Below are 19,795 nucleotides of genomic sequence, written 5' to 3'. Positions count from 1 at the left end.
CAAATAAAAAAAAATGATACTATTTATTATTCTTGGAATAATTTTATTGATTACCAGTTTTTCATTAAAAAGTAATGTAAATCCGTTTTCAAAATTCGCAAATGTTTTAAAAATTATTGGCGTTTTAGTAATTGCATTAGGACTTTTTTCTTCGATGTTCAAACAGATTGATGCAGGAAAAGTGGGAGTTCAATCGCTGTACGGAAGTGTTCAGCCTGATGTTTTGGAAAGTGGTTTGCATTTGATAAATCCATTATTGGATGTAACCGATTTTGATATTCAAACCCAAAACTACACCATGTCAGCAGTTCATGGAGAAGGTGCTCAAGCTGGTGACGATGCGATTCGTGTTTTGTCAAATGACGGGTTGGAAGTGGTAATTGATTTGACCGTTTTATTCCGTGTTTCACCAGAAGCAGCTCCTAAAATTTTAAAACAAATTGGTGTTGATTATTCCGATAAAATTGTTCGTCCTGTAACAAGAACCCGTATTCGTGATAATGCTGTTTATTATGATGCAGTCGCTTTATATTCTACCAAAAGAAACGAATTTCAACAACGAATTTTCAAAACGATAGAAGCTGATTTTAAAACCAGAGGATTGGTTTTAGAGCAATTGTTAATTAGAAACATTAATCTTCCTACATCAGTAAAAGCATCTATTGAAAGTAAAATTAATGCCGAACAAGACGCTCAAAAAATGACTTTTGTACTTCAAAAAGAAAAACAGGAAGCGGAACGAAAAAGAGTGGAAGCACAAGGTATTGCTGATTATCAAAGAATTATTTCAACTGGCTTATCAGATAAACAATTGCAATACGAACAAATAAAAGCGCAAAAAGAACTGGCAGCTTCTCCTAATACTAAAATCATTTTTATGAACGGCAGGGGAAATGCACCAGTTATACTTTCTGATAAATAGATTTTTTAAAATTTAACTGGTTAATCGTCAATTCGTTTAACCGGTTAACCAAATAACCAAATTAACGATTAAACAACAATATGGAATTACCAAAATTTTTACTAGGCGACAATACTGATTTTCCGGAAGATATTTTCATCATACACTTAGATTATCCAAGATTTATTATCAATCTAAAAGATGATGAGGTAGAGTTCATGGAAGAAGCAGAAGATCTTGATGAAGGTGAATTGAATGCTGAAATGGAAGGATTGATTGTTCTGGCGAATGAATTTTACGACAGGGAAATGGAACGTTACGAGAAAGAGTAAGTTTAGTTTAACACTCTCTAAAAATAAAAAAATGACCGTAAATGATGAAATTTATCATTTACGGTCATTTTTTTATGTTTTTGTATTGCTGAAAATAAAATTAATTTTTTTTAAAAAAATAGTTATATTTTTAACTAACTGGATTTTAGAATATGTAAAACTAAAAAACAATAAAAATAGGGGTAACAAATACTAGCGGCTATTGATATACTACTATAAACCATTAAATTTAAACTGTGATGAAAAATTCAAAAACAATTTCAAAAGTTATTATTGTTCTGCTTTTATTGGCGCAAAATAGTTTTGCTCAATTAAAAAAATTAGATGCATCCATAAAAGAGAAAAAGGTGCAAACAGACAATTCTTTAAATGAAATAGAACCAAAGACAAACCCCGTGACGATAGGAAATGCAAAAAGCAATATAAATAACATAAATGGAGGAATGCCAAATAGAATTTCGATGAATGTTACCGTTCCAAAACAAACTCAAGGAGCAACATTTGGCGAGAAAGTAAATGCTGGTAAAATAAATGTGGTATTAACGGATGGAGGTTGTGTCGTTTTATTTCCTTCTAATGCAGGATACAAGGTGAATATAGCCAATAGCAACATAGCTGAATTATCCAGAAATGAGAGCCTCGCTTTTGGCGAAAAAGTAAATCAGGGGTTACATGCTGCTGGCGGTGTATTATCACAAGGCGCTTCGTTATTGGGTGGTGCTTTGCCTGGAGGTGCTATTATTTCGGCAGCAGTTTCCAGTGTGGGTAATTTAGCAGGAGGTGCTGGTGGTGGTGCAGCTGCAGCTTCCTATGCAAGAACAGGAAAATTAGTTTGGAAAATGGAAGATAAGGATAATAATGACTCGATGTTGGAATTGTCAGAAGGTGATTTTGAATTAGCATTTGTTATAGTTAAAAAAGCAACTTCGGGTTTAAAAGACACTTTGAAAACTCAGGTTCGCATTGGTTTTACCATAGAAAATGGGGTTTTAAAAACGAAACATGATACGGCTAAAAATTCAGTAGGTAACATTCGTTAAAAAATAATAGTTCTGAAATTTAGTTATTCAGGATTAAAATTTAAAATACTTTTCCAATAATAATTGAGCGGCTGCAAAGGGTGAAATTTCATCAGTTGAAACCGCTTTTTTAGTGGAATCCAATAATTGGTGAATTTCGGGATGATTATAAAAGTTCAATTTCAACTGTTCATTGATTGTTTCTAACATCCAATATTGGTTTTGCTCTTTTCGCTTTTCAAAGAAATAATTGTTCTCTTTTGTCAGCTGAAGAAATTGCGCAATAGTTTTCCAAACAGCGCTAATTCCTTCATGTGTTATCGCACTACAAGTAGAAGTGGTTGGAAACCAACCTGATTTTTTAGCTGGAAAAAGATGCAAAGCTCTGTTAAATTCTACTTTTGCTAAGTTGGCTTTTTTAATATTATCGCCATCGGCTTTGTTGATTACGATAGCATCTGCCATTTCCATAATGCCGCGTTTGATACCTTGCAATTCATCACCGGCACCAGAAATTTTTAGCAGTAAAAAGAAATCCACCATACTGTGAACAGCGGTTTCGCTTTGACCAACTCCCACAGTTTCAATGATTATGGTGTCAAACCCGCAAGCTTCACAAAGCGTAATCGTTTCCCTAGTTTTTCGGGCAACACCGCCCAATGTTTCTCCTGATGCCGAAGGACGAATAAAGGCATTTTCATCTTTAACCAATTCTTCCATTCGAGTTTTGTCACCTAAAATACTTCCATGCGAAATGGTGCTACTGGGATCAACGGCGAGAACTGCCACTTTTTTTCCTAAACTGGTCAGGTGTTTTCCAAAAGCTTCAATAAAGGTGCTTTTACCTACGCCGGGAACTCCAGTTATACCTATTCTTACGGATTTATTGGCATGAGGTAAGCAAGCATTTATTACTTCGTTGGCTTTCGCCAAATGATCGCTGTTCGTGCTTTCAACTAATGTAATTCCTCGACTCAGCGCCGTTATATTTCCTGCTAAAATCCCCTCGACCAATTCTTTTGGAGAAGGTTGGATTTTTCTGAATTTTTTAATGTGCGCAACAGCGAGTGGACTGATAATTTCTGGGGCAGAAATTCCAGGTTTTTCGTGTAAGGCGCTAGGATGCTGTTTTTTATTCGACAAAACGATTTATTTGAAAAGTAAAAGTAGTGAAAACAAAAACAGTTTCAAAAAGCGATTGCCATATGAAACTGTTTTGTTTAAAATTATTGGTACTAATTAATACGCTGCTGTAAAACGTACTTGATGGTGTTTTGGATTTTCCGCTTCATCAGCAATAACAACTGCTAAATCTTCCACGGACAAAATGCTTCTTTGATTTTCGTCAAAAACGGGTGTGTCTAATCCCAAACGGTATTTTCCGGTTCGTCCTGTCGTGATTCCTTGGTGCATTTCAAAAGCAGGACTAAAAAATGCCCAATCCAACTCTTTTTCCTCTTTAATAATGTTCAAATAATCCCTTGCTGCTGTCGCTCCTGTATAATATTCTTTAGGAAAATCGGGGGTGTCTACCGCTTGTAAATTTGGAGCAACAAATAAACTTCCCCCGCCACCAATGGTGATAAAACGTTTCACGCCTGATTTTTTAACCGCTTCCTGAATCGCTTTTGATCCTTCAAGAAAATCGGTATATAAATTTGGATTGGTCCATCCAGCACTGAAAGCATTTATTACCAGATCATTTCCGGCAATAATCTTAGAAAGTTCATCTACGTTATTTATGTCTGCTTTTTCCCATTTGATGGTTGTGTTTCCATCATTTTTAGGATTTCTGGCTATGGCAGTAACCTCGTGATTGCGATTTGCCAATTCATTTAAAATAGCTGAGCCTACAAATCCTGTGGCTCCAATAATTGCGATTTTCATAATTGTATGTATTTAAAAGTAATAAAAAATGTTACAGTTTAACTCAAAAAAATAGTTTAAAATTTATTCGAAAAATCTTCCAATGAAATGCCGCTTAATTGCAAGCTGATTTTTTCGTTGATATTTTCATATAAATTTTCTAAATTTTCATTGATCTTCTTTCCTACAAGGCAATCTGGATTGGGTTTGTTTTTTGAGAAACCTAAATTTACCGTGTCAAAAGTCATTTTAAAAATGGCGTCTAATGAAATATTTGATGCAGATTTCAGCAATTTCGTTCCTCCATTTTTACCTTCTTTACTTTCTACAATATTGTTTCTCTTCAGGTTTGCTATTTCCTTTCTTACTAAAACTGGATGTAAATTCATGCTTCCCGCTATAAATTCAGAAGATAAATAGTCCTCTGGAAATTTAGAAAGTAAAGTAAGGATATGGATTGTTATTGCAAATTTACCTGAAATCATACTGTAATAAAATATATTACAAATGTACGAGTAAAATTGAAATAAGCAAGTTTTTTATTTTTTTAACATAATGGAAAAATCAAAATGGTGATTTACTTCTTTTCTAAATAAATTTAAATAGTATTTTTGCATTCAATTCTACACTATGAATAACATTATCCTAATCTTCGTTTGTCTGTTTCTTGGAATCGTATTGCAAAAAGTGAAACGTTTTCCGTCCAATACGTACAAGATTTTAAATAATGTGGTTATTTATATCTGTCTTCCTGCTTTGGCGTTGTATTATATCCCGAAAATAGAGTGGGATAATAAGTTGCTGTTTCCTATTGGTGTAACCTGGATTGGTTTTACAGTTTCGTATTTGTTTTTTAGCTTTTTAGGAAATAGGTTTGGATGGTCAAAAAAACTTACGGGTTGTTTGATTATAACTGCCGGTTTGGGAAATACTTCCTTTTTAGGTTTTCCAATTATCCAAGCTTTATATGGTGACGAGGGGTTGAAAACTGCCATTTTGGTTGATCAGCCGGGTACTTTTGTAGTGCTTTCAACATTAGGAATTCTTGTGGCTACATTATTCTCTAGTGGAAGTCCCAATGGATTTCATATTGCAAAAAAAATACTGTTCTTTCCTCCATTTATTACTTTTTTGTTGGCCTGTTTAATGAATGTATTCGATTTTGATTTCCACGAAAATATTCAGTTTGGTTTACAAAAGGTGGGAAGTGTAATGACTCCATTAGCAATGTTTTCTGTAGGATTGCAATTGCGATTTGATAGGAAAAGCCAACATTGGAAATTCTTAGGATTGGGACTTTTGTACAAATTAATCTTGACTCCGGCTTTAATCTATTTATTGTATGTCGTAATTTTAGACCAAAATTCCAAAACGATTCAGGTATCTATCATGGAAGCGGCTATGGCTCCAATGATTACAGCAAGTATTTTGGCTACTTCCCATGGTTTAAAACCTAGATTGAGTAGTATGATGATTGGTTTTGGAATACCATTGTCATTCGTAACTTTAGTATTTTGGTATTTTGTGGCAAAGTTTATATAATTTTTTAGACCTTTTTATTACTTAGAATATGAATATTTCCTCAGCAACAGCTTCGCAAACCATCAACGCTCCAATCGTTCAAAAAACAGTTTATTCGGTTTTATTTTCAATAGCTTTTGCTCATTTGTTAAATGATTTAATGCAATCAGTTATTCCATCGACCTATCCAATATTAAAAGAGAATTTTAATCTTAGTTTCACTCAAATTGGATTGATAACATTCGTTTTCCAACTTACAGCTTCTATTCTGCAGCCTTTTATAGGTTTTTATACGGATAAATATCCTAAACCATATTCTTTAGTAATTGCGATGTTATTTACTATTACCGGATTGGGTTTTTTATCAATTTCGACTTCTTTTTGGATGTTGTTGGTATCAGTTGCATTTGTAGGAATTGGTTCTTCCATATTTCATCCGGAAGCATCTCGTGTTGCTTATTTAGGTTCAGGAGGAAAGCGAGGTTTGGCACAATCTATTTTCCAATTGGGAGGAAATTCAGGAAGTGCAATTGGTCCTTTATTAGTCGCACTGGTTGTTGCTCCTTTTGGACAATCAAATATAGTATGGTTTGTGATAGCGGGCATTTTGGGAATTATTATTTTGTTTCAAATCGCGCTGTGGTACCAAAATCATTTGAATCTTCGAGCTGCAAAAAAAATAAATACGGAAGAGGTTGCTGTTCCATTGTCCAAAAGAAAAATTAATATAGCATTAGCAGTTTTACTGTTGTTGATATTTTCTAAGTTTTTCTATATGGCAAGTATGTCAAGCTATTTTACTTTTTATCTCATGCATAAATTTGGGCTTACGATACAAGAATCGCAGTTTCATTTGTTTCTGTTTTTAGCTTCAGTAGCAGCAGGAACATTAATAGGCGGGCCGTTAGGTGATCGTTTTGGAAGAAAATATATCATTTGGATTTCAATACTTGGAGCTGCACCATTCACTTTATTATTGCCTTATGCTGATTTATTTTGGACAGGCGTATTATCGGTTATCATCGGAATTGTCATCGCTTCGGCGTTTTCAGCAATTTTAGTTTTTGCACAAGAATTAATGCCAGGAAAAGTAGGGATGATTTCCGGACTATTTTTCGGTTTTGCCTTTGGAATGGGAGGTTTAGGTTCGGCGATTTTGGGTTATGTTGCAGATCAAACCAGTATTGAATACGTTTATAAATTAAGTTCTTTTCTACCGCTAATTGGCGTTTTTACTTATTTCTTGCCCAATATGAAAAAGAATATTCCTTCTTAAACTATTTGTTTTTTGGAGCTTTTTCCCGCTATCCGTTGCAATCTTTATAGCAGTAAACCTTTCAGGATTTACTGCTATAAAGGATTTCCACTTTTATCGGGGCTAGGGATTTCGGTATCGAAAATGTTTTTTTGTAACGGAGAATAATCATCAGCTTCCTCTTGTTAATTTTTTATTAGAACTTTAAGATTTGTTTTAATTTTTATTACTCTTAATTCAATAACTTAGACTGTTAATAATCAAAAAAAAAGAAATTATTATGGCAACACTACGATTAGGCGATATAGCTCCAGATTTTGAAGCAGAAACTACACAAGGAAAGATAAAATTTCATGAATGGTTAGGAGATTCTTGGGGCGTATTATTTTCGCATCCTGCTGATTTTACACCAGTTTGCACTACTGAATTAGGGACTGTAGCTAATTATTATCCTGAATTTGTAAAGAGAAATGTAAAAGTAATCGCATTGAGCGTTGACGGATTAGATTCTCATATGGAATGGATTAAAGATATCAATGAAACGCAAAATACAACGGTTAACTTTCCAATTATTGCTGACGAAGACAAACATATAGCACAATTGTATGATATGATTCATCCTAATGCGAATGAAAGTTTTACAGTTCGTTCTGTTTTTATAATTGGACCTGACAAAAAAATAAAATTAACATTGACTTATCCAGCTTCAACCGGAAGAAATTTTGATGAATTACTTCGTGTAATTGATAGTTTACAGTTGACAGCACATTATAGCGTTGCAACACCCGCAAACTGGAAAGATGGAGAAAAAGTGGTTATTTCAACAGCAGTTAAAGATGAAGATATTGCTGCTAAATTTCCAAAAGGATATGAAAGAGTGAAACCATATTTGAGAATGACTCCGCAACCCAATAAGTAATTATTTTTTCTAGTAAGAACTTTTAAAGGTACAATGAAAATATTTTCATTGTACCTTTTTTTATTTCTATATCCTCTGGTGCTTGTCTGCGACGAGTAGCTACTTAAATAAGAAGAAAAATCGTAGCGTTTGCATCGCGGATGGCAGAAATAAATTGTTTTTTTCAATTCTAAAAATCAATCTTTCCTATTGGTTATCAATAAACCGGTAATAATGATTCCCATGCTTATAATTTGATTGATTACAATTGCCTGATCCAGAAAAAAATACGCTAAAATTCCACTGAACACCGGAATTAAATAATAGATTAATGCTGTTTTTGAGGTGCCTATCAACCGAATTGCTTCGTTCCACAAATAATAAGAAACCAGTGAAGCAAAAATGCCGACATAAGTAGTTGCCAATACTGTTTTAGTATCAAAAATTACTTTTTTATAATATAAATGTTCCCAAATATAAAAAGGAAAAAGAAAAATTGTGCCGATAACAAAGACACTAAATAAAAATACTTTTGGGGTTAATTCATCTGGTTTTTGTCGAACTAGTATCGTATAATAGGCAAAAAAGAAGCAGGCCACAAGCATCAACAAATCCCCAATTGTAAAGTTGATATGCAGCAACGCTTCTAGAGATCCTTTGGTAATAAGAACAAGAACACCTGTAATTATGGTTGTGATTCCAATTATTTTTACAGTGGAGACTTTCTCTTTAAAAATAATTCTGGAGAGAACAACAATGAACAACGGAATCGAAATGGCTATTAATGATAAATTGACAGCGCTAGTTGTTTTTCCTGCAAAGTAAATCAGTGTATTAAAAATAGTGATACCTAAAACCGCTGTACCCAGAAGATACCGAATGTGTTTCTTTATAATGCTAAAACTTTCAACGGTACTTTTAATCGCAAATGGAGCCAAAACGATGCAAGCGATTGTCCAGCGCCAAAAAGCCAATCCAATAGGAGGAATATGCCCTTTAATTCCACTGGCGATTACCATATTTACGGACCAAAGTAAAGTGGCTAATAAAGCGAAAAATGCTCCTTTAGTTTGATTGCTCATTTAAATTAAACTAGATTTTTTATTTTAGCATATTGTAATAACATAATTGTTTTGGCATCTTTTATTTCCCCAGATTCAATCATGGCGTAAGCTTCATCATAGGTCATTTCTAAGACATCTATATTTTCCTCTTCATGTTCAACTCCGCCACCGTCACTGACTTTCATGGATTCATCGTATTCTCCTACGAACAAATATAAAATTTCAGTTACTGCTCCAGGTGACATATACGTTTCCATTATTTTGTCAACTTTAGTAATACGATATCCTGTTTCTTCTTCGGTTTCTCGAATGATGCATTGCTCTGGATGGTCTTCGTCCAAAAGTCCTGCGCAAACCTCAATCATCATTCCTGTTTCATTTCCGTTAAGGTAACTTGGCAAGCGGAATTGTCGGGTTAGTATAACCGTTTTTTGTTGGGTGTTGTATAGTAAAATGGCAGCACCGTTTCCTCGATCATAAACTTCTCTTTTTTGGGTAATCCAAGAGTCGTCTTTTTTTTGATAATCAAAAGTTACTTTGTTTAAAATATACCAATTGTCAGAAAGTAATTCGGTTTTTTGTATTTTAATAGCTGGATTTTTCATGGGATGCATTTCAAAGAATTTTTTTGTTTAGGTAGAGAATTATTATTAAAAAATAATTCGGTCTCGACACCCTCTCCTTTGGAGAGGGTTGGGGTGAGGAAAAAAAAACGCTCTGAATTTTCAGAGCGTTAAGTAATCTTATTTAAGGATAGTTTGTTTTCTATCCGGTCCTACAGAAACAATTTTGATAGGAACTTCAACTTCTTTTTCTATAAATTCAATGTATTCTTTCAATTCGATCGGTAATTCATCATATGTTGTCATACCAGTTAGATCAGCTTGCCATCCTTTGAAATCTTGGTAAACTGGAGTTACATTTTCCGGTTCGATATTATAAGGAAAGTGAGAGATGTTTTTGCCTTTATAGTTGTATTCCGTACATACTTTTAAAGTTTCAAATCCTGAAAGTACATCCCCTTTCATCATCATCAGTTGTGTTACACCATTAATTTGAATAGCGTATTTAAGCGCCACTAAATCTAACCATCCACAACGTCTTTGTCTTCCTGTAACGGATCCAAATTCATTTCCTACACGTGCCATAGTTGCACCATCTTCGTCAAAAAGTTCCGTTGGAAACGGACCACTTCCTACACGTGTTACATACGCTTTGAAAATTCCGTATACTTCTTTTATTTTGTTTGGAGCAATTCCTAAACCAGTACAGGCACCAGCTGCAGTTGTATTTGATGAAGTCACAAATGGATAAGTTCCAAAATCAACATCTAATAAGGAACCTTGGGCTCCTTCACATAATATTGATTTACCCGCTTTTTGAGCTTGGTGTAAATATTCCTCACTATCAATAAAGTCTAGTTTTTTTATTTCTTCGATTGCTTCAAAGAATTCTTTTTCTAATTCTTCTAAGTTGTATTGGATAGCAACATCGTAGAATTCAATCATGGCTTCATGCTTGTCAGCCAAAGCTCTGTAACGATCTGCAAAATCTTCTAATTCAATATCTCCTACACGAAGACCATTTCTTCCGGTTTTGTCCATATAAGTTGGGCCAATTCCTTTTAATGTAGAACCAATTTTTGCTTTCCCTTTAGATGCCTCAGAAGCTGCATCTAATAAACGGTGCGTTGGCAAAATTAAATGTGCTTTTCTTGAAATGATTAATTTGCTTTTGATGTCTAAATTAAATTTCTCAAGACCTTCAATTTCTTTTTGAAAAACTACAGGATCTATTACAACTCCATTTCCAATAATGTTTATGGCAGTTTTATGAAAGATACCAGAAGGAATAGTTCTAAGAACATGTTTTATTCCGTCAAATTCCAAAGTGTGTCCTGCATTTGGTCCACCTTGAAAACGAGCAATAATGTCATAATTTGAAGTAAGAACATCAACAATTTTTCCTTTTCCTTCATCTCCCCATTGTAATCCTAGTAATAAATCTGCGGTCATTCTATGTGTTTTATTTGTAGTTAGTTTTTATTTTCAAAAGACAACTCGAAGCTGTCTATACTATTTTTGTTTTTTTATTCCGTATAAATACAAGGAATGATTGGTAATTTCAATGTCGAATATTTCTTCGATCGTTTTTTTAATACTTTGAATTCTTGGATCACAAAACTCAATTACTTCGCCTGTATCCGTCATAATAATATGATCGTGCTGTTTGTCAAAGTACGATTTTTCGTAATGTGCCTGATTTTGTCCAAATTGATGTTTACGAACCAAAGCGCAATCCAACAGCAATTCAATAGTATTGTAAAGGGTTGCTCTACTGACACGATAGTTCTTGTTTTTCATTTTGATATAAAGATTCTCTACATCAAAATGTTCTTCGCTATCGTATATTTCCTGAAGAATAGCATAACGCTCAGGTGTTTTGCGATGTCCTTTTTTTTCAAGATACATTGTAAAAACATTTTTTACAATTTCTTGGTTTTTGGTGTTATCTGTGGAAATGAGTGTCATATGTGGGCAAAGATAAATTTTTTAGTTTAAAGTTTAAAGTTTCGCCTTTGTTTAGTTTCAAGTTTTTTTAGTTTTAAGTGGAAAAACCGCTAACTTGAAATATTTTTTTTTGAAACTTTTCTAAGTTTTATATACTCTTGTTACCTTATCAATTCCGTCAATTTTTTTGATGTTGTTGATCATTTTCTTCAAAATAGTATTATTTTGAACAATTACTGCCACTTGACCATGAAAAATTCCTGCATCGGTACTCAAAGAAATACTCTGAATATTTACATGCATATTGTTCGAAATTACCTTTGTTAACTGATTCGTCAGTCCTAAGACATCCATCCCGGTTATGTTAATTATGGCTTTAAATTCTTCTTGTGAAGAGTCAATCCATTTGGCTGTCATAATTCGATAAGCGTAATTCGATTGCATCCCAATAGCGTTTGGACAATCTTTTTTGTGTACTTTTATTCCTTCATTGATAGTTACAAAACCAAATACGTCATCACCTGGAATCGGGTTGCAACACGGAGATAATTTGTAATCCAGTTTGTCATGTTCTTTCCCAAAAACAAGCAAATCGTAATTACTGCTTATTATTGGTCTATGAATGTCTTCATCGGCTGTGCTGCTTGTGGAACGTTTTATTTTATTTTTGAAAAAATTAATAAAAGTGTTGCTTTTTTGAGCTGCATAATCCTTGAGTTGCTGATTCTCTATGGCGCCAATTCCAACTCTGTAAAATAAGTCTAAACTTGTTTTTAATTTGAAAAAATTGACTAACTCGTTAACAACGGATTCGTTTAACGTTATTTTTAAATGCTTTAATTTTCGGGTAAGCAGTTCTTTTCCTTCTTCACCAATTTTCTTGGTATTTTCGTTTAGAACGTTTTTAATTTTCGTTTTTGCTCTCGAAGTCGTAACATAATCAAGCCAGTTAGCTGTTGGTTTCTGATGTTGAGAGGTGATAACTTCAATTTGATCGCCACTTTTTAATTCGAAGTTCAAAGGAACTAATTTCCCATTGACACGCGTTCCTCGGGTACGAATTCCTATTTCGGAGTGGATACTGAAGGCAAAGTCAAGAGAAGTGGCTCCTTTTGGCAATGATTTTATTTCTCCTTTTGGAGTAAATACAAAGATTTCTTTAGAATATAAATTCATTTTGAAATCTTCTACAAAATCCACCGCGTTGGTTTCTGAACTTTCTAATGCTTCTTTTAATAAATTCAGCCATGCATCGAGTTCATTTTCTTCAGTAGCTCCATTTTTATATTTGTAATGTGCTGCGTAGCCTTTTTCAGCAATTTCATCCATGCGCTCACTACGTACCTGAACTTCTACCCAGCGGCCTTTTGGTCCCATAACGGTGATGTGCAAGGCTTCATAACCAGTAGATTTAGGCGAAGAAATCCAATCCCGTAAACGACTGGGGCTAGGTCTGTAATAATCAGTTACTATGGAATAGATTTTCCAAGCAAGAAATTTTTCTTCGTGCGGAGTTGATTTGTATACAATACGAAGAGCAAACTTATCATAAACTTCATCGAAGCTTACGTTTTGCGCTTTCATTTTTCTGCGAATGGAGTAGATTGATTTTGGACGGCCTTTTATGATATAATCGATTCCTTCTGCATCCAATGCAGTTTTTAGCACATCAGAGATATCTTTTATGTACGCATCCTGTTCTTCTTTGGTCTCTTTTATCTTGCTTACAATCTCATTGTAAATAGCAGGTTCGGTATATTTTAATCCTAAATCTTCGAGTTTTGTTTTGATGTTATATAAACCCAATCGGTGTGCTAAGGGGGCATATATGTATAAAGTTTCAGATGCAATTTTGGTTTGTTTGTCTTCTTGCATCGAATCCATTGTTTGCATATTGTGCAAACGATCGGCTAATTTTATAAGAATTACACGGACATCATCATTGAGTGTCAAAATCATTTTACGGAAGTTTTCCGCTTGTATTGATGCATTTAAATCCTTTTGGACCATCGAAATTTTTGTCAATCCTTCTACAAGTTGTGCTACTTTAGGATTAAATAAACGTTCTATATCTTGTACGGTCATCGGAGTGTCTTCGACTACGTCATGCAACAATGCTGCAGCAATAGATGTGGCTCCCAAACCTATTTCTGAAGCGACAATTTTTGCCACAGCAATAGGATGGAAAATGTAGGCTTCGCCTGATTTTCTTCGTTGTTCTTTATGGGCATCTACGGCAACATCAAAAGCTTTTCGGATCAGTTTTTTATCTTCATCACTTAAGGTTTGATAACTGATGCGAAGCAACTCTTTGTATTCTTGAGCAATTGCTTTATTTTCTTTTTCAATATCTATTTCTATCATAACGGCATGGTTCAATTCCTAAAAATAGAAATTAGTTAGGAGATATGCAAGTAAAAAAGGTTTCTGGGTATAAAATCCAAAATTGAATTACTGAGATTATTACGGGCTCTAAATCTTGAAAAACATAACTAAAATCGATTAATATAGGTATTGGATTCATTTTCAGATTGATTCAATTTTTTATTTTCTGAATCTAAAACCCTCTTTGTCTTTTGGCTTCAAAAATCAAAATCGCTGCTGCAACCGAAACATTCATGGAATCTATTTCGCCTTGCATTGGAATTATAATATTTTGGGTCGCTTCTTTTCGCCATTCTTCTGTCAAACCTGTTGCTTCCGTACCCACAACTAAAGCGGTAGGCGTAGTATAATCTTGTGTATGATAGGAAGTCGAATTTTGCAAAGTCGCACAATAAAAATTGATTTTTCTTTCTTTCAAAAAAGCAATAATTTCTGATGTTGTTCCTGTAGCAATTTGGTTGGTAAACAAGCAACCTACGCTGGAACGCACAATATTTGGATTGTATAAATCACTTTTTGGGTTGGCAATAATCACGGCATCCAGATTTGCAGCATCGGCAGTACGTAATAAAGCACCAATATTCCCTGGTTTTTCAGGAGCTTCAGCAACTAAAATCAATGGATTTTTAGATAATTTTAAATCGGATAATTGTAACGATTTGGTTTTGGCCACAGCCAAAATACCTTCGGTAGTATCACGATACGCCAGTTTTTGATAGACTTCTTTGTTGATTTCTATTAAGTCAGCACTTTTGGATAATTGACGAGCTTCCGTTTCCGAACAAATTTCAGGTAAAAACAATAGTGTTTCCATTTCGTAACCACCTTTTATGGCAATCGAAATTTCACGTTTTCCTTCAATTAAGAATGTTCCGGATTGTTTGCGTGCTTTTGCTTTTTCTTGCAATAACACTAAAGATTTTATAAATGGATTTTGTACGGAAGAAATTTGTTTCAATGGAAAAGTCGCTTGGTTACTAAGGTGCTAAGTTACTACCTTTTTTTAAATTCTAAAATGCAATAACTGCTGTATTAGAAAACACGCTTATTGCAGTTATTAAGGAGTATTTTCTTTAAATTTGTAAAAATCTAAATCCTAAATTATAAGTGTTTCATCTATTAGATATTATCGGTACAATGGCTTTTGCCATGTCTGGCGCATTGACGGCCATGAATAAAAAGCTGGATCCTTTTGGCGTTTTTATCATTGCTTTTGTAACCGCTGTGGGTGGAGGAACGTTGCGGGATATCATGATTGGCAGAACGCCGGTGGGATGGATGCTGGACTTAAAGTATGTTTATGTAATAATCATGGGCTTTGTTTTAGCCATCATTTTCAGAAAAAAATTCGATCGTTTACGTACTTCTTTATTTTTATTTGACACGATTGGATTGGGCGTTTTTACTTTAATTGGACTTGAAAAAGGAATAAATATTGGACTTCATCCCGTTATATGTATTGCATTAGGAACTATGACGGCCTGTTTTGGAGGCGTTATTCGCGATATTTTGTGTACTGAAATTCCTGTTATTTTTAGAAAAGAAATTTATGCCACGATTTGTATTTTAGGTGGAATTGTTTTTTTTCTCCTTCGAAAATTGAATTTGGATAATGATGTTTTATACTTAACCACTTCTTTAGTTATCATTTCAGTTCGCTTGATGGCCGTGAAATACAAATGGTATTTGCCTACTTTAGAACATAAATAAAAAATGCTTAATTTCACGAAGTCTAAAACCAAAGGGTGAAAAATTATTCCGTTAAACAATATCAGGAAAGTGATTATGAAAATTGGAATGCCTTTATCGGTCAAGCCAAAAATGCTACTTTCTTATTTCATCGTGATTTTATAGAATATCATAAGGATCGATTTCAGGATTTCTCGTTGATGATTTTTGAGAACGAAAAACTAGTAGCTGTTCTGCCAGCAAATAAAGTTGGAGCAATAGTTTATTCCCATCAAGGATTGACTTACGGTGGATTGGTTTATTCCCATAAAATAAATGGAGAAAAAGTAGAAGATATTTTGGATTCCCTTTTGTCTTTTTTTAAAGGAAATGGGATACATTTTTTTTATTTTAAACCAATTCCTTCATTCTATTCTTCAAAAGGCAACGCTGAAATGGATTTTTTCATGCTTAAAAAAGGAGCGTTTTTGGATAAAAAAGAGATGAATTTAGCCATCTATTTAGCAATGCCATTGACGATTTCAAAAAGTAAATTAAAGCATTTTAGGAAAATTGAAGAACTCGATTTAGAACTGGTGGAAGAATATCAATTTGAACCATTTTGGGAATTGGTTTTAGCGCCAAGACTATTGGAGAAATATGATGCCAAACCAGTACATACACTACAAGAAATAACTGAACTAAAAGAAAATTTCCCTAATAATATAAAACAATTTTCAGTGTATTATGAAGGTGTTATTATTGCAGGCATTACACTATTCGAAACTGAAACTGTTGTGAAATCGCAATATGGCGCCACAACTAAAAAAGGGGAGGAGTTGCGCGCATTGGATTTTTTATTTATCAATTTAATGCGAAAATACAAGAGAGAAGGGAAGCTTTTTTTTGATATGGGTATCGTTAATGATGACAATGAAAAAGGGTATCACACAGGACTTTTGAAACAAAAAGAAGAATTAGGCTGCTCTGTTTATAGTCAGGATTTTTATAAAATGAATCTTATATGATACCATTTCTCGATTTGAAAAAAATAAACGAGCCTTATGAAACCGCTTTTCAAGAAAAATTGAAATCGGTTTTAGAAGCGGGTTGGTATATTTTAGGGAATGAAGTCAAAGCATTTGAAACCAATTTTGCCAACTATTGCGGGACAGACTATTGTGTTGGGACAGGAAATGGGTTTGATGCTTTAGTTTTGATTTTTAAAGGTTACATTCAGCTTGGGAAATTACAAAAAGGAGATGAAGTTATTGTTCCTGCAAACACTTATATTGCCAGTATTCTAGCTATTTTACAAGCAGATTTAATTCCTGTTTTGGTCGAGCCAAAGCTAGAAACCTACAACATCAATCCCGATTTAATTTCAGAAAAGATTACCTCAAAAACCAAAGCGATTTTAGTGGTTCATCTGTATGGACAACTGGCAGAAATGGATGTGATAAATAAAATTGCGGTTGCAAATGATTTACTGGTTATTGAAGATGCGGCTCAGGCTCATGGAACAATCAGAAATCAAGAATCAGAAATCAAGAATCAAAAATCGAGCGTCGCGTATAGTTTTTATCCCGGAAAAAATTTGGGCGCATTGGGCGATGGCGGTGCTGTTACCACAAATGATTCGGAATTAGCTAAAGTCATTCAGTCACTTAGAAATTACGGTTCAGAAACGAAATATTACAATGATCATATTGGTATAAATTCAAGATTAGACGAATTGCAAGCTGCTTTCCTAAATGTAAAATTACCCAATTTAGACACTGAAAATGAAAAGCGAAGAGTAATTGCCAAACGCTATTTATCTGAAATTAATAATGATAAAATAATTCTTCCAACAGTTTCATTGCGAGGAACGAAGCAATCTAACCATGTTTTTCATTTGTTTGTGATTCGAACACCAAACAGACTTGATTTACAGGAATATTTACATCAAAATGGAATAGAAACGTTTATCCATTATCCAATTCCACCACACAATCAAAAGGCTTTATTATTATGGAACCATTTGTCTTTTCCGATTACCCAAAAAATTCATGACGAAGTATTGAGTTTACCTATAAGTCCCATTTTGACAATGGATGAAGTGGATTTCATTATTTCAATTTTAAACAAGTATCAATAGTGCCTGATAGTAAAGCAGCATATCATCAAATTATTAAAACCACTTCGCTTTTTGGCGGAGTACAATTTTTCACTATTCTTATTTCTATAATTCGTACCAAATTAATTGCTATTTTCATTGGTCCGGCAGGAATGGGAATTGTTACTTTATTGAATTCAGCTATAAATGTTGTAGGTGGGATTACGAGTTTAGGAATTGAAACTAGTGGGATTAAACATGTTTCGAGCAATTATAAAAATGATGATTTAAATAGTATAGCAACTATTGTAGCGATAGTAAAAAGGCTGGCATTATTAACGGGGATTCTAGGATGTCTTGCTACTGTTTTTCTTTCCAGTTGGTTGAGTCAGTTAACTTTTGGGAATTCAAGCCATGTATTTTCGTTTGTTTTTATTTCAATTACGCTGTTGTTCAGACAATTAATGATCGGGGAATTTGTGGTTTTACAAGGTTTAAGGAGAATGAGACTTTTGGCGAAAGCCAATTTTTACGGAAATTTATTTGGATTGCTATTCTCAATTCCACTGTATTATTATTACCGAATTGACGCTATAGTTCCCACAATTATTATCGCTTCACTTTCGTCATTATTATTATCCTTTTTTTATTCGAAAAAGATAAAATTGAATAAAATTGTCATTTCCAACGAGCAGTTGACTACTGAAGGAAAAAGTATCATTAAACTGGGAATTCTTTTGACATTAAGTGGTTTGTTTACTTTACTTTCAACCTATTTAATTCAAATTTACGTTGGGAAACAAGGAGGTTTAGAACAAGTGGGATTTTATAACGCTGGTTTTACGTTGTTGAATTCTTATGTTGGAATAATTTTTACAGCAATGAGTACCGATTATTTCCCAAGACTGGCTTCAATAAGTGATGAAAATGAAAAAGTCAGAATAAGTGTGGTTCAGCAATCTTTCATTTCAATATTGATTATAACACCTATAATTATCCTGTTTTTAACGCTAATTCCGCTCATTGTAAAAATTATTTACACGCCAAAATTCATTTCGATTATTCCAATGGTTTGTTTCGGGATAGTAGCCATGTTATTCAGAGCAGTTTCCTGGTCAATGGGTTATATTTTGATTGCCAAAGGAGATTCAAAAATGTTTGTCAAAACGGCTTTTGGTTTTAACCTGATTTCATTAATTTTAAATGTTTTAGGATATCATTTTTATGGATTAGAAGGACTTGGAATTAGTTTTTTTGTCTTTTATATGATTCATTTTTTTGGATTAAAAATAATTACTAAAAAAAGATATGGCTTTTATTTTGACTCCGATTTTTATAATATTTATGGTGTTTGCTTTTTGATGTGCATGACTACTTTTTTATTTCGATATATTCCAAATCCGACTATAAAATATAGTTTAATGTCAATAATGGTAGTGCTTTCAATAGTTTTTGTATTGTTTCAAATGAATAAAAAAATGGAGCTGAAAAGTTTGTTTAATACTATAATTAAAAAGCGCAATGATTGAAATTTTAAAAAATAATTATAGAAAAGCAAAATCAGGTTATCAAAAGTTTCAGTTGTATTATGCTGTAAATTGGACTAAAACTATATATTTTAATTTTAAAAAATTTCCTTTCAGTACCGCCAAAAAACTACCTGTATTTTTTTATGGAAATGTAAAATTTGCCTCAATAGCCGGTAAAATAGAAATTGAAGGAAAAATTAAAAAAGGAATGATTGGTTTTGGACAGCCTTATGAACTGAATACGCTCCATAAGGGGATTGCCGAAATTAATATTTTGGGAAAAATAGTATTCAAAGGACATGTTCAATTTGGTAAAGATTATTTTATCTATATCGGTGAGAATGGTTATTGTGAATTTGGTCACATGGCATCTTTGGGATCTTATGTAAAATTGATTTGTATAGAACAAATTGTACTAGGTAATTATGCTCGTTTTGGATCTGAATGTCAAATTATTGATACTAATTTTCATCCCATGATGAATACAATTACGGAAGAAAAGTTTAAAATGACAGCTCCAATCGTGATTGGAAATTATAATTATGTAGGCAGTAGAGTTTCTATGATGCAGAATACTAAAACTCCGGATTATTGCACCGTTGCTTCCAATAGTTTGTGTAATACCGATTATATTTCCTTTGGTTCGAATATTTTAATTGGCGGTATTCCGGCAAAATTTATAAAAGATTCTATTTCCCGAGATTGGGAAGGGGAAAAAGATTCGTTAGATGCTTATTTAATCGTCTAGT

At 33.5% G+C, this 19,795-nt stretch carries 20 protein-coding genes; 11 read left to right on the top strand and 9 right to left on the bottom strand.

The window, feature by feature from the left end:
* The first annotated feature begins 13 nt into the window (after positions 1-13).
* The 3 genes from ACNQGG_RS11520 to ACNQGG_RS11510 all read left to right on the top strand — a co-directional run bounded on the left by ACNQGG_RS11520 (position 14) and on the right by ACNQGG_RS11510 (position 2,273).
* Positions 14-922 (top strand): prohibitin family protein, encoded by a 909-nt coding sequence (locus ACNQGG_RS11520; protein ID WP_417964104.1) that lies wholly within the window; start codon positions 14-16, stop codon positions 920-922.
* Positions 923-1,002: 80 nt separating this feature from the next.
* Positions 1,003-1,233: a hypothetical protein gene (locus ACNQGG_RS11515; RefSeq protein WP_039110009.1), complete on the top strand. Its 231-nt coding sequence runs from the start codon at positions 1,003-1,005 to the stop codon at positions 1,231-1,233.
* 239 nt (positions 1,234-1,472) lie between these two features.
* On the top strand, positions 1,473-2,273 hold the full coding sequence (locus ACNQGG_RS11510) for a hypothetical protein (RefSeq protein ID WP_417964102.1): 801 nt from the start codon (positions 1,473-1,475) through the stop codon (positions 2,271-2,273).
* 33 nt (positions 2,274-2,306) lie between these two features.
* Here ACNQGG_RS11510 and meaB read toward each other — a convergent pair whose 3' ends face one another.
* From meaB to ACNQGG_RS11495, 3 genes are all read right to left on the bottom strand, one after another.
* Positions 2,307-3,395 carry a methylmalonyl Co-A mutase-associated GTPase MeaB gene (meaB, locus tag ACNQGG_RS11505; protein ID WP_417964100.1) on the bottom strand — a complete coding sequence of 363 codons (1,089 nt, stop codon included), beginning with the start codon at positions 3,393-3,395 and terminating at the stop codon, positions 2,307-2,309.
* A gap of 96 nt (positions 3,396-3,491) precedes the next feature.
* Positions 3,492-4,139, bottom strand: a complete 648-nt coding sequence (locus tag ACNQGG_RS11500; protein WP_417964098.1) for an NAD(P)-dependent oxidoreductase — start codon at positions 4,137-4,139, stop codon at positions 3,492-3,494.
* A gap of 56 nt (positions 4,140-4,195) precedes the next feature.
* Positions 4,196-4,603, bottom strand: a complete 408-nt coding sequence (locus tag ACNQGG_RS11495; RefSeq protein WP_417964096.1) for an Rrf2 family transcriptional regulator — start codon at positions 4,601-4,603, stop codon at positions 4,196-4,198.
* A gap of 145 nt (positions 4,604-4,748) precedes the next feature.
* Between ACNQGG_RS11495 and ACNQGG_RS11490 the strand changes: the two genes are divergently transcribed.
* From ACNQGG_RS11490 to ACNQGG_RS11480, 3 genes are all read left to right on the top strand, one after another.
* On the top strand, positions 4,749-5,660 hold the full coding sequence (locus ACNQGG_RS11490) for an AEC family transporter (RefSeq protein WP_417964094.1): 912 nt from the start codon (positions 4,749-4,751) through the stop codon (positions 5,658-5,660).
* 28 nt (positions 5,661-5,688) lie between these two features.
* The gene (locus tag ACNQGG_RS11485; RefSeq protein WP_417964092.1) at positions 5,689-6,915 is read left to right on the top strand and encodes an MFS transporter; all 1,227 of its coding nucleotides are present in this window, start codon (positions 5,689-5,691) and stop codon (positions 6,913-6,915) included.
* Positions 6,916-7,174: 259 nt separating this feature from the next.
* A complete protein-coding gene (locus ACNQGG_RS11480) occupies positions 7,175-7,813 on the top strand; it encodes a peroxiredoxin (protein WP_039110002.1) in 639 nt (212 codons plus the stop codon).
* Between the two features lie 176 nt (positions 7,814-7,989).
* Here ACNQGG_RS11480 and ACNQGG_RS11475 read toward each other — a convergent pair whose 3' ends face one another.
* The 6 genes from ACNQGG_RS11475 to ACNQGG_RS11450 all read right to left on the bottom strand — a co-directional run bounded on the left by ACNQGG_RS11475 (position 7,990) and on the right by ACNQGG_RS11450 (position 14,709).
* On the bottom strand, positions 7,990-8,874 hold the full coding sequence (locus tag ACNQGG_RS11475) for a DMT family transporter (protein WP_417964089.1): 885 nt from the start codon (positions 8,872-8,874) through the stop codon (positions 7,990-7,992).
* 5 nt (positions 8,875-8,879) lie between these two features.
* Positions 8,880-9,461, bottom strand: a complete 582-nt coding sequence (nudK, locus tag ACNQGG_RS11470) for a GDP-mannose pyrophosphatase NudK (protein WP_416849057.1) — start codon at positions 9,459-9,461, stop codon at positions 8,880-8,882.
* 138 nt (positions 9,462-9,599) lie between these two features.
* Positions 9,600-10,871: an adenylosuccinate synthase gene (locus ACNQGG_RS11465; RefSeq protein ID WP_416856874.1), complete on the bottom strand. Its 1,272-nt coding sequence runs from the start codon at positions 10,869-10,871 to the stop codon at positions 9,600-9,602.
* 60 nt (positions 10,872-10,931) lie between these two features.
* Positions 10,932-11,387 carry a Fur family transcriptional regulator gene (locus ACNQGG_RS11460; RefSeq protein WP_035670620.1) on the bottom strand — a complete coding sequence of 152 codons (456 nt, stop codon included), beginning with the start codon at positions 11,385-11,387 and terminating at the stop codon, positions 10,932-10,934.
* Positions 11,388-11,507: 120 nt separating this feature from the next.
* Entirely contained in the window at positions 11,508-13,730 is a 2,223-nt protein-coding gene (locus ACNQGG_RS11455) for a RelA/SpoT family protein (protein WP_417964086.1), read from the bottom strand.
* A gap of 193 nt (positions 13,731-13,923) precedes the next feature.
* Positions 13,924-14,709, bottom strand: coding sequence for a TrmH family RNA methyltransferase (locus ACNQGG_RS11450; RefSeq protein WP_417964084.1), 786 nt, complete (start codon positions 14,707-14,709; stop codon positions 13,924-13,926).
* Between the two features lie 149 nt (positions 14,710-14,858).
* Between ACNQGG_RS11450 and ACNQGG_RS11445 the strand changes: the two genes are divergently transcribed.
* Genes ACNQGG_RS11445 through ACNQGG_RS11425 form a run of 5 tightly spaced genes read left to right on the top strand, consistent with a single transcriptional unit; the run spans position 14,859 to position 19,794 of the window.
* Positions 14,859-15,461 (top strand): trimeric intracellular cation channel family protein, encoded by a 603-nt coding sequence (locus tag ACNQGG_RS11445; protein WP_039109995.1) that lies wholly within the window; start codon positions 14,859-14,861, stop codon positions 15,459-15,461.
* 35 nt (positions 15,462-15,496) lie between these two features.
* The gene (locus ACNQGG_RS11440) at positions 15,497-16,447 is read left to right on the top strand and encodes a FemAB family protein (RefSeq protein WP_417964082.1); all 951 of its coding nucleotides are present in this window, start codon (positions 15,497-15,499) and stop codon (positions 16,445-16,447) included.
* Complete coding sequence (locus tag ACNQGG_RS11435) at positions 16,444-17,559, top strand: DegT/DnrJ/EryC1/StrS family aminotransferase (RefSeq protein ID WP_417964080.1); 1,116 nt, start codon at positions 16,444-16,446, stop codon at positions 17,557-17,559. Before ACNQGG_RS11440 ends, ACNQGG_RS11435 begins: the two co-directional genes overlap by 4 nt.
* Positions 17,559-19,046, top strand: a complete 1,488-nt coding sequence (locus tag ACNQGG_RS11430; RefSeq protein WP_417964078.1) for an oligosaccharide flippase family protein — start codon at positions 17,559-17,561, stop codon at positions 19,044-19,046. Before ACNQGG_RS11435 ends, ACNQGG_RS11430 begins: the two co-directional genes overlap by 1 nt.
* Positions 19,039-19,794: an acyltransferase gene (locus ACNQGG_RS11425; RefSeq protein WP_417964076.1), complete on the top strand. Its 756-nt coding sequence runs from the start codon at positions 19,039-19,041 to the stop codon at positions 19,792-19,794. Before ACNQGG_RS11430 ends, ACNQGG_RS11425 begins: the two co-directional genes overlap by 8 nt.
* Position 19,795: the final 1 nt, after the last annotated feature.

The sequence above is a fragment of the Flavobacterium esculini genome (assembly GCF_048284325.1).
Taxonomy (GTDB): domain Bacteria; phylum Bacteroidota; class Bacteroidia; order Flavobacteriales; family Flavobacteriaceae; genus Flavobacterium.
The sequence above is the reverse complement of the archived record's forward strand: the minus strand, read 5'-3'. Positions and strand labels throughout refer to the sequence as shown.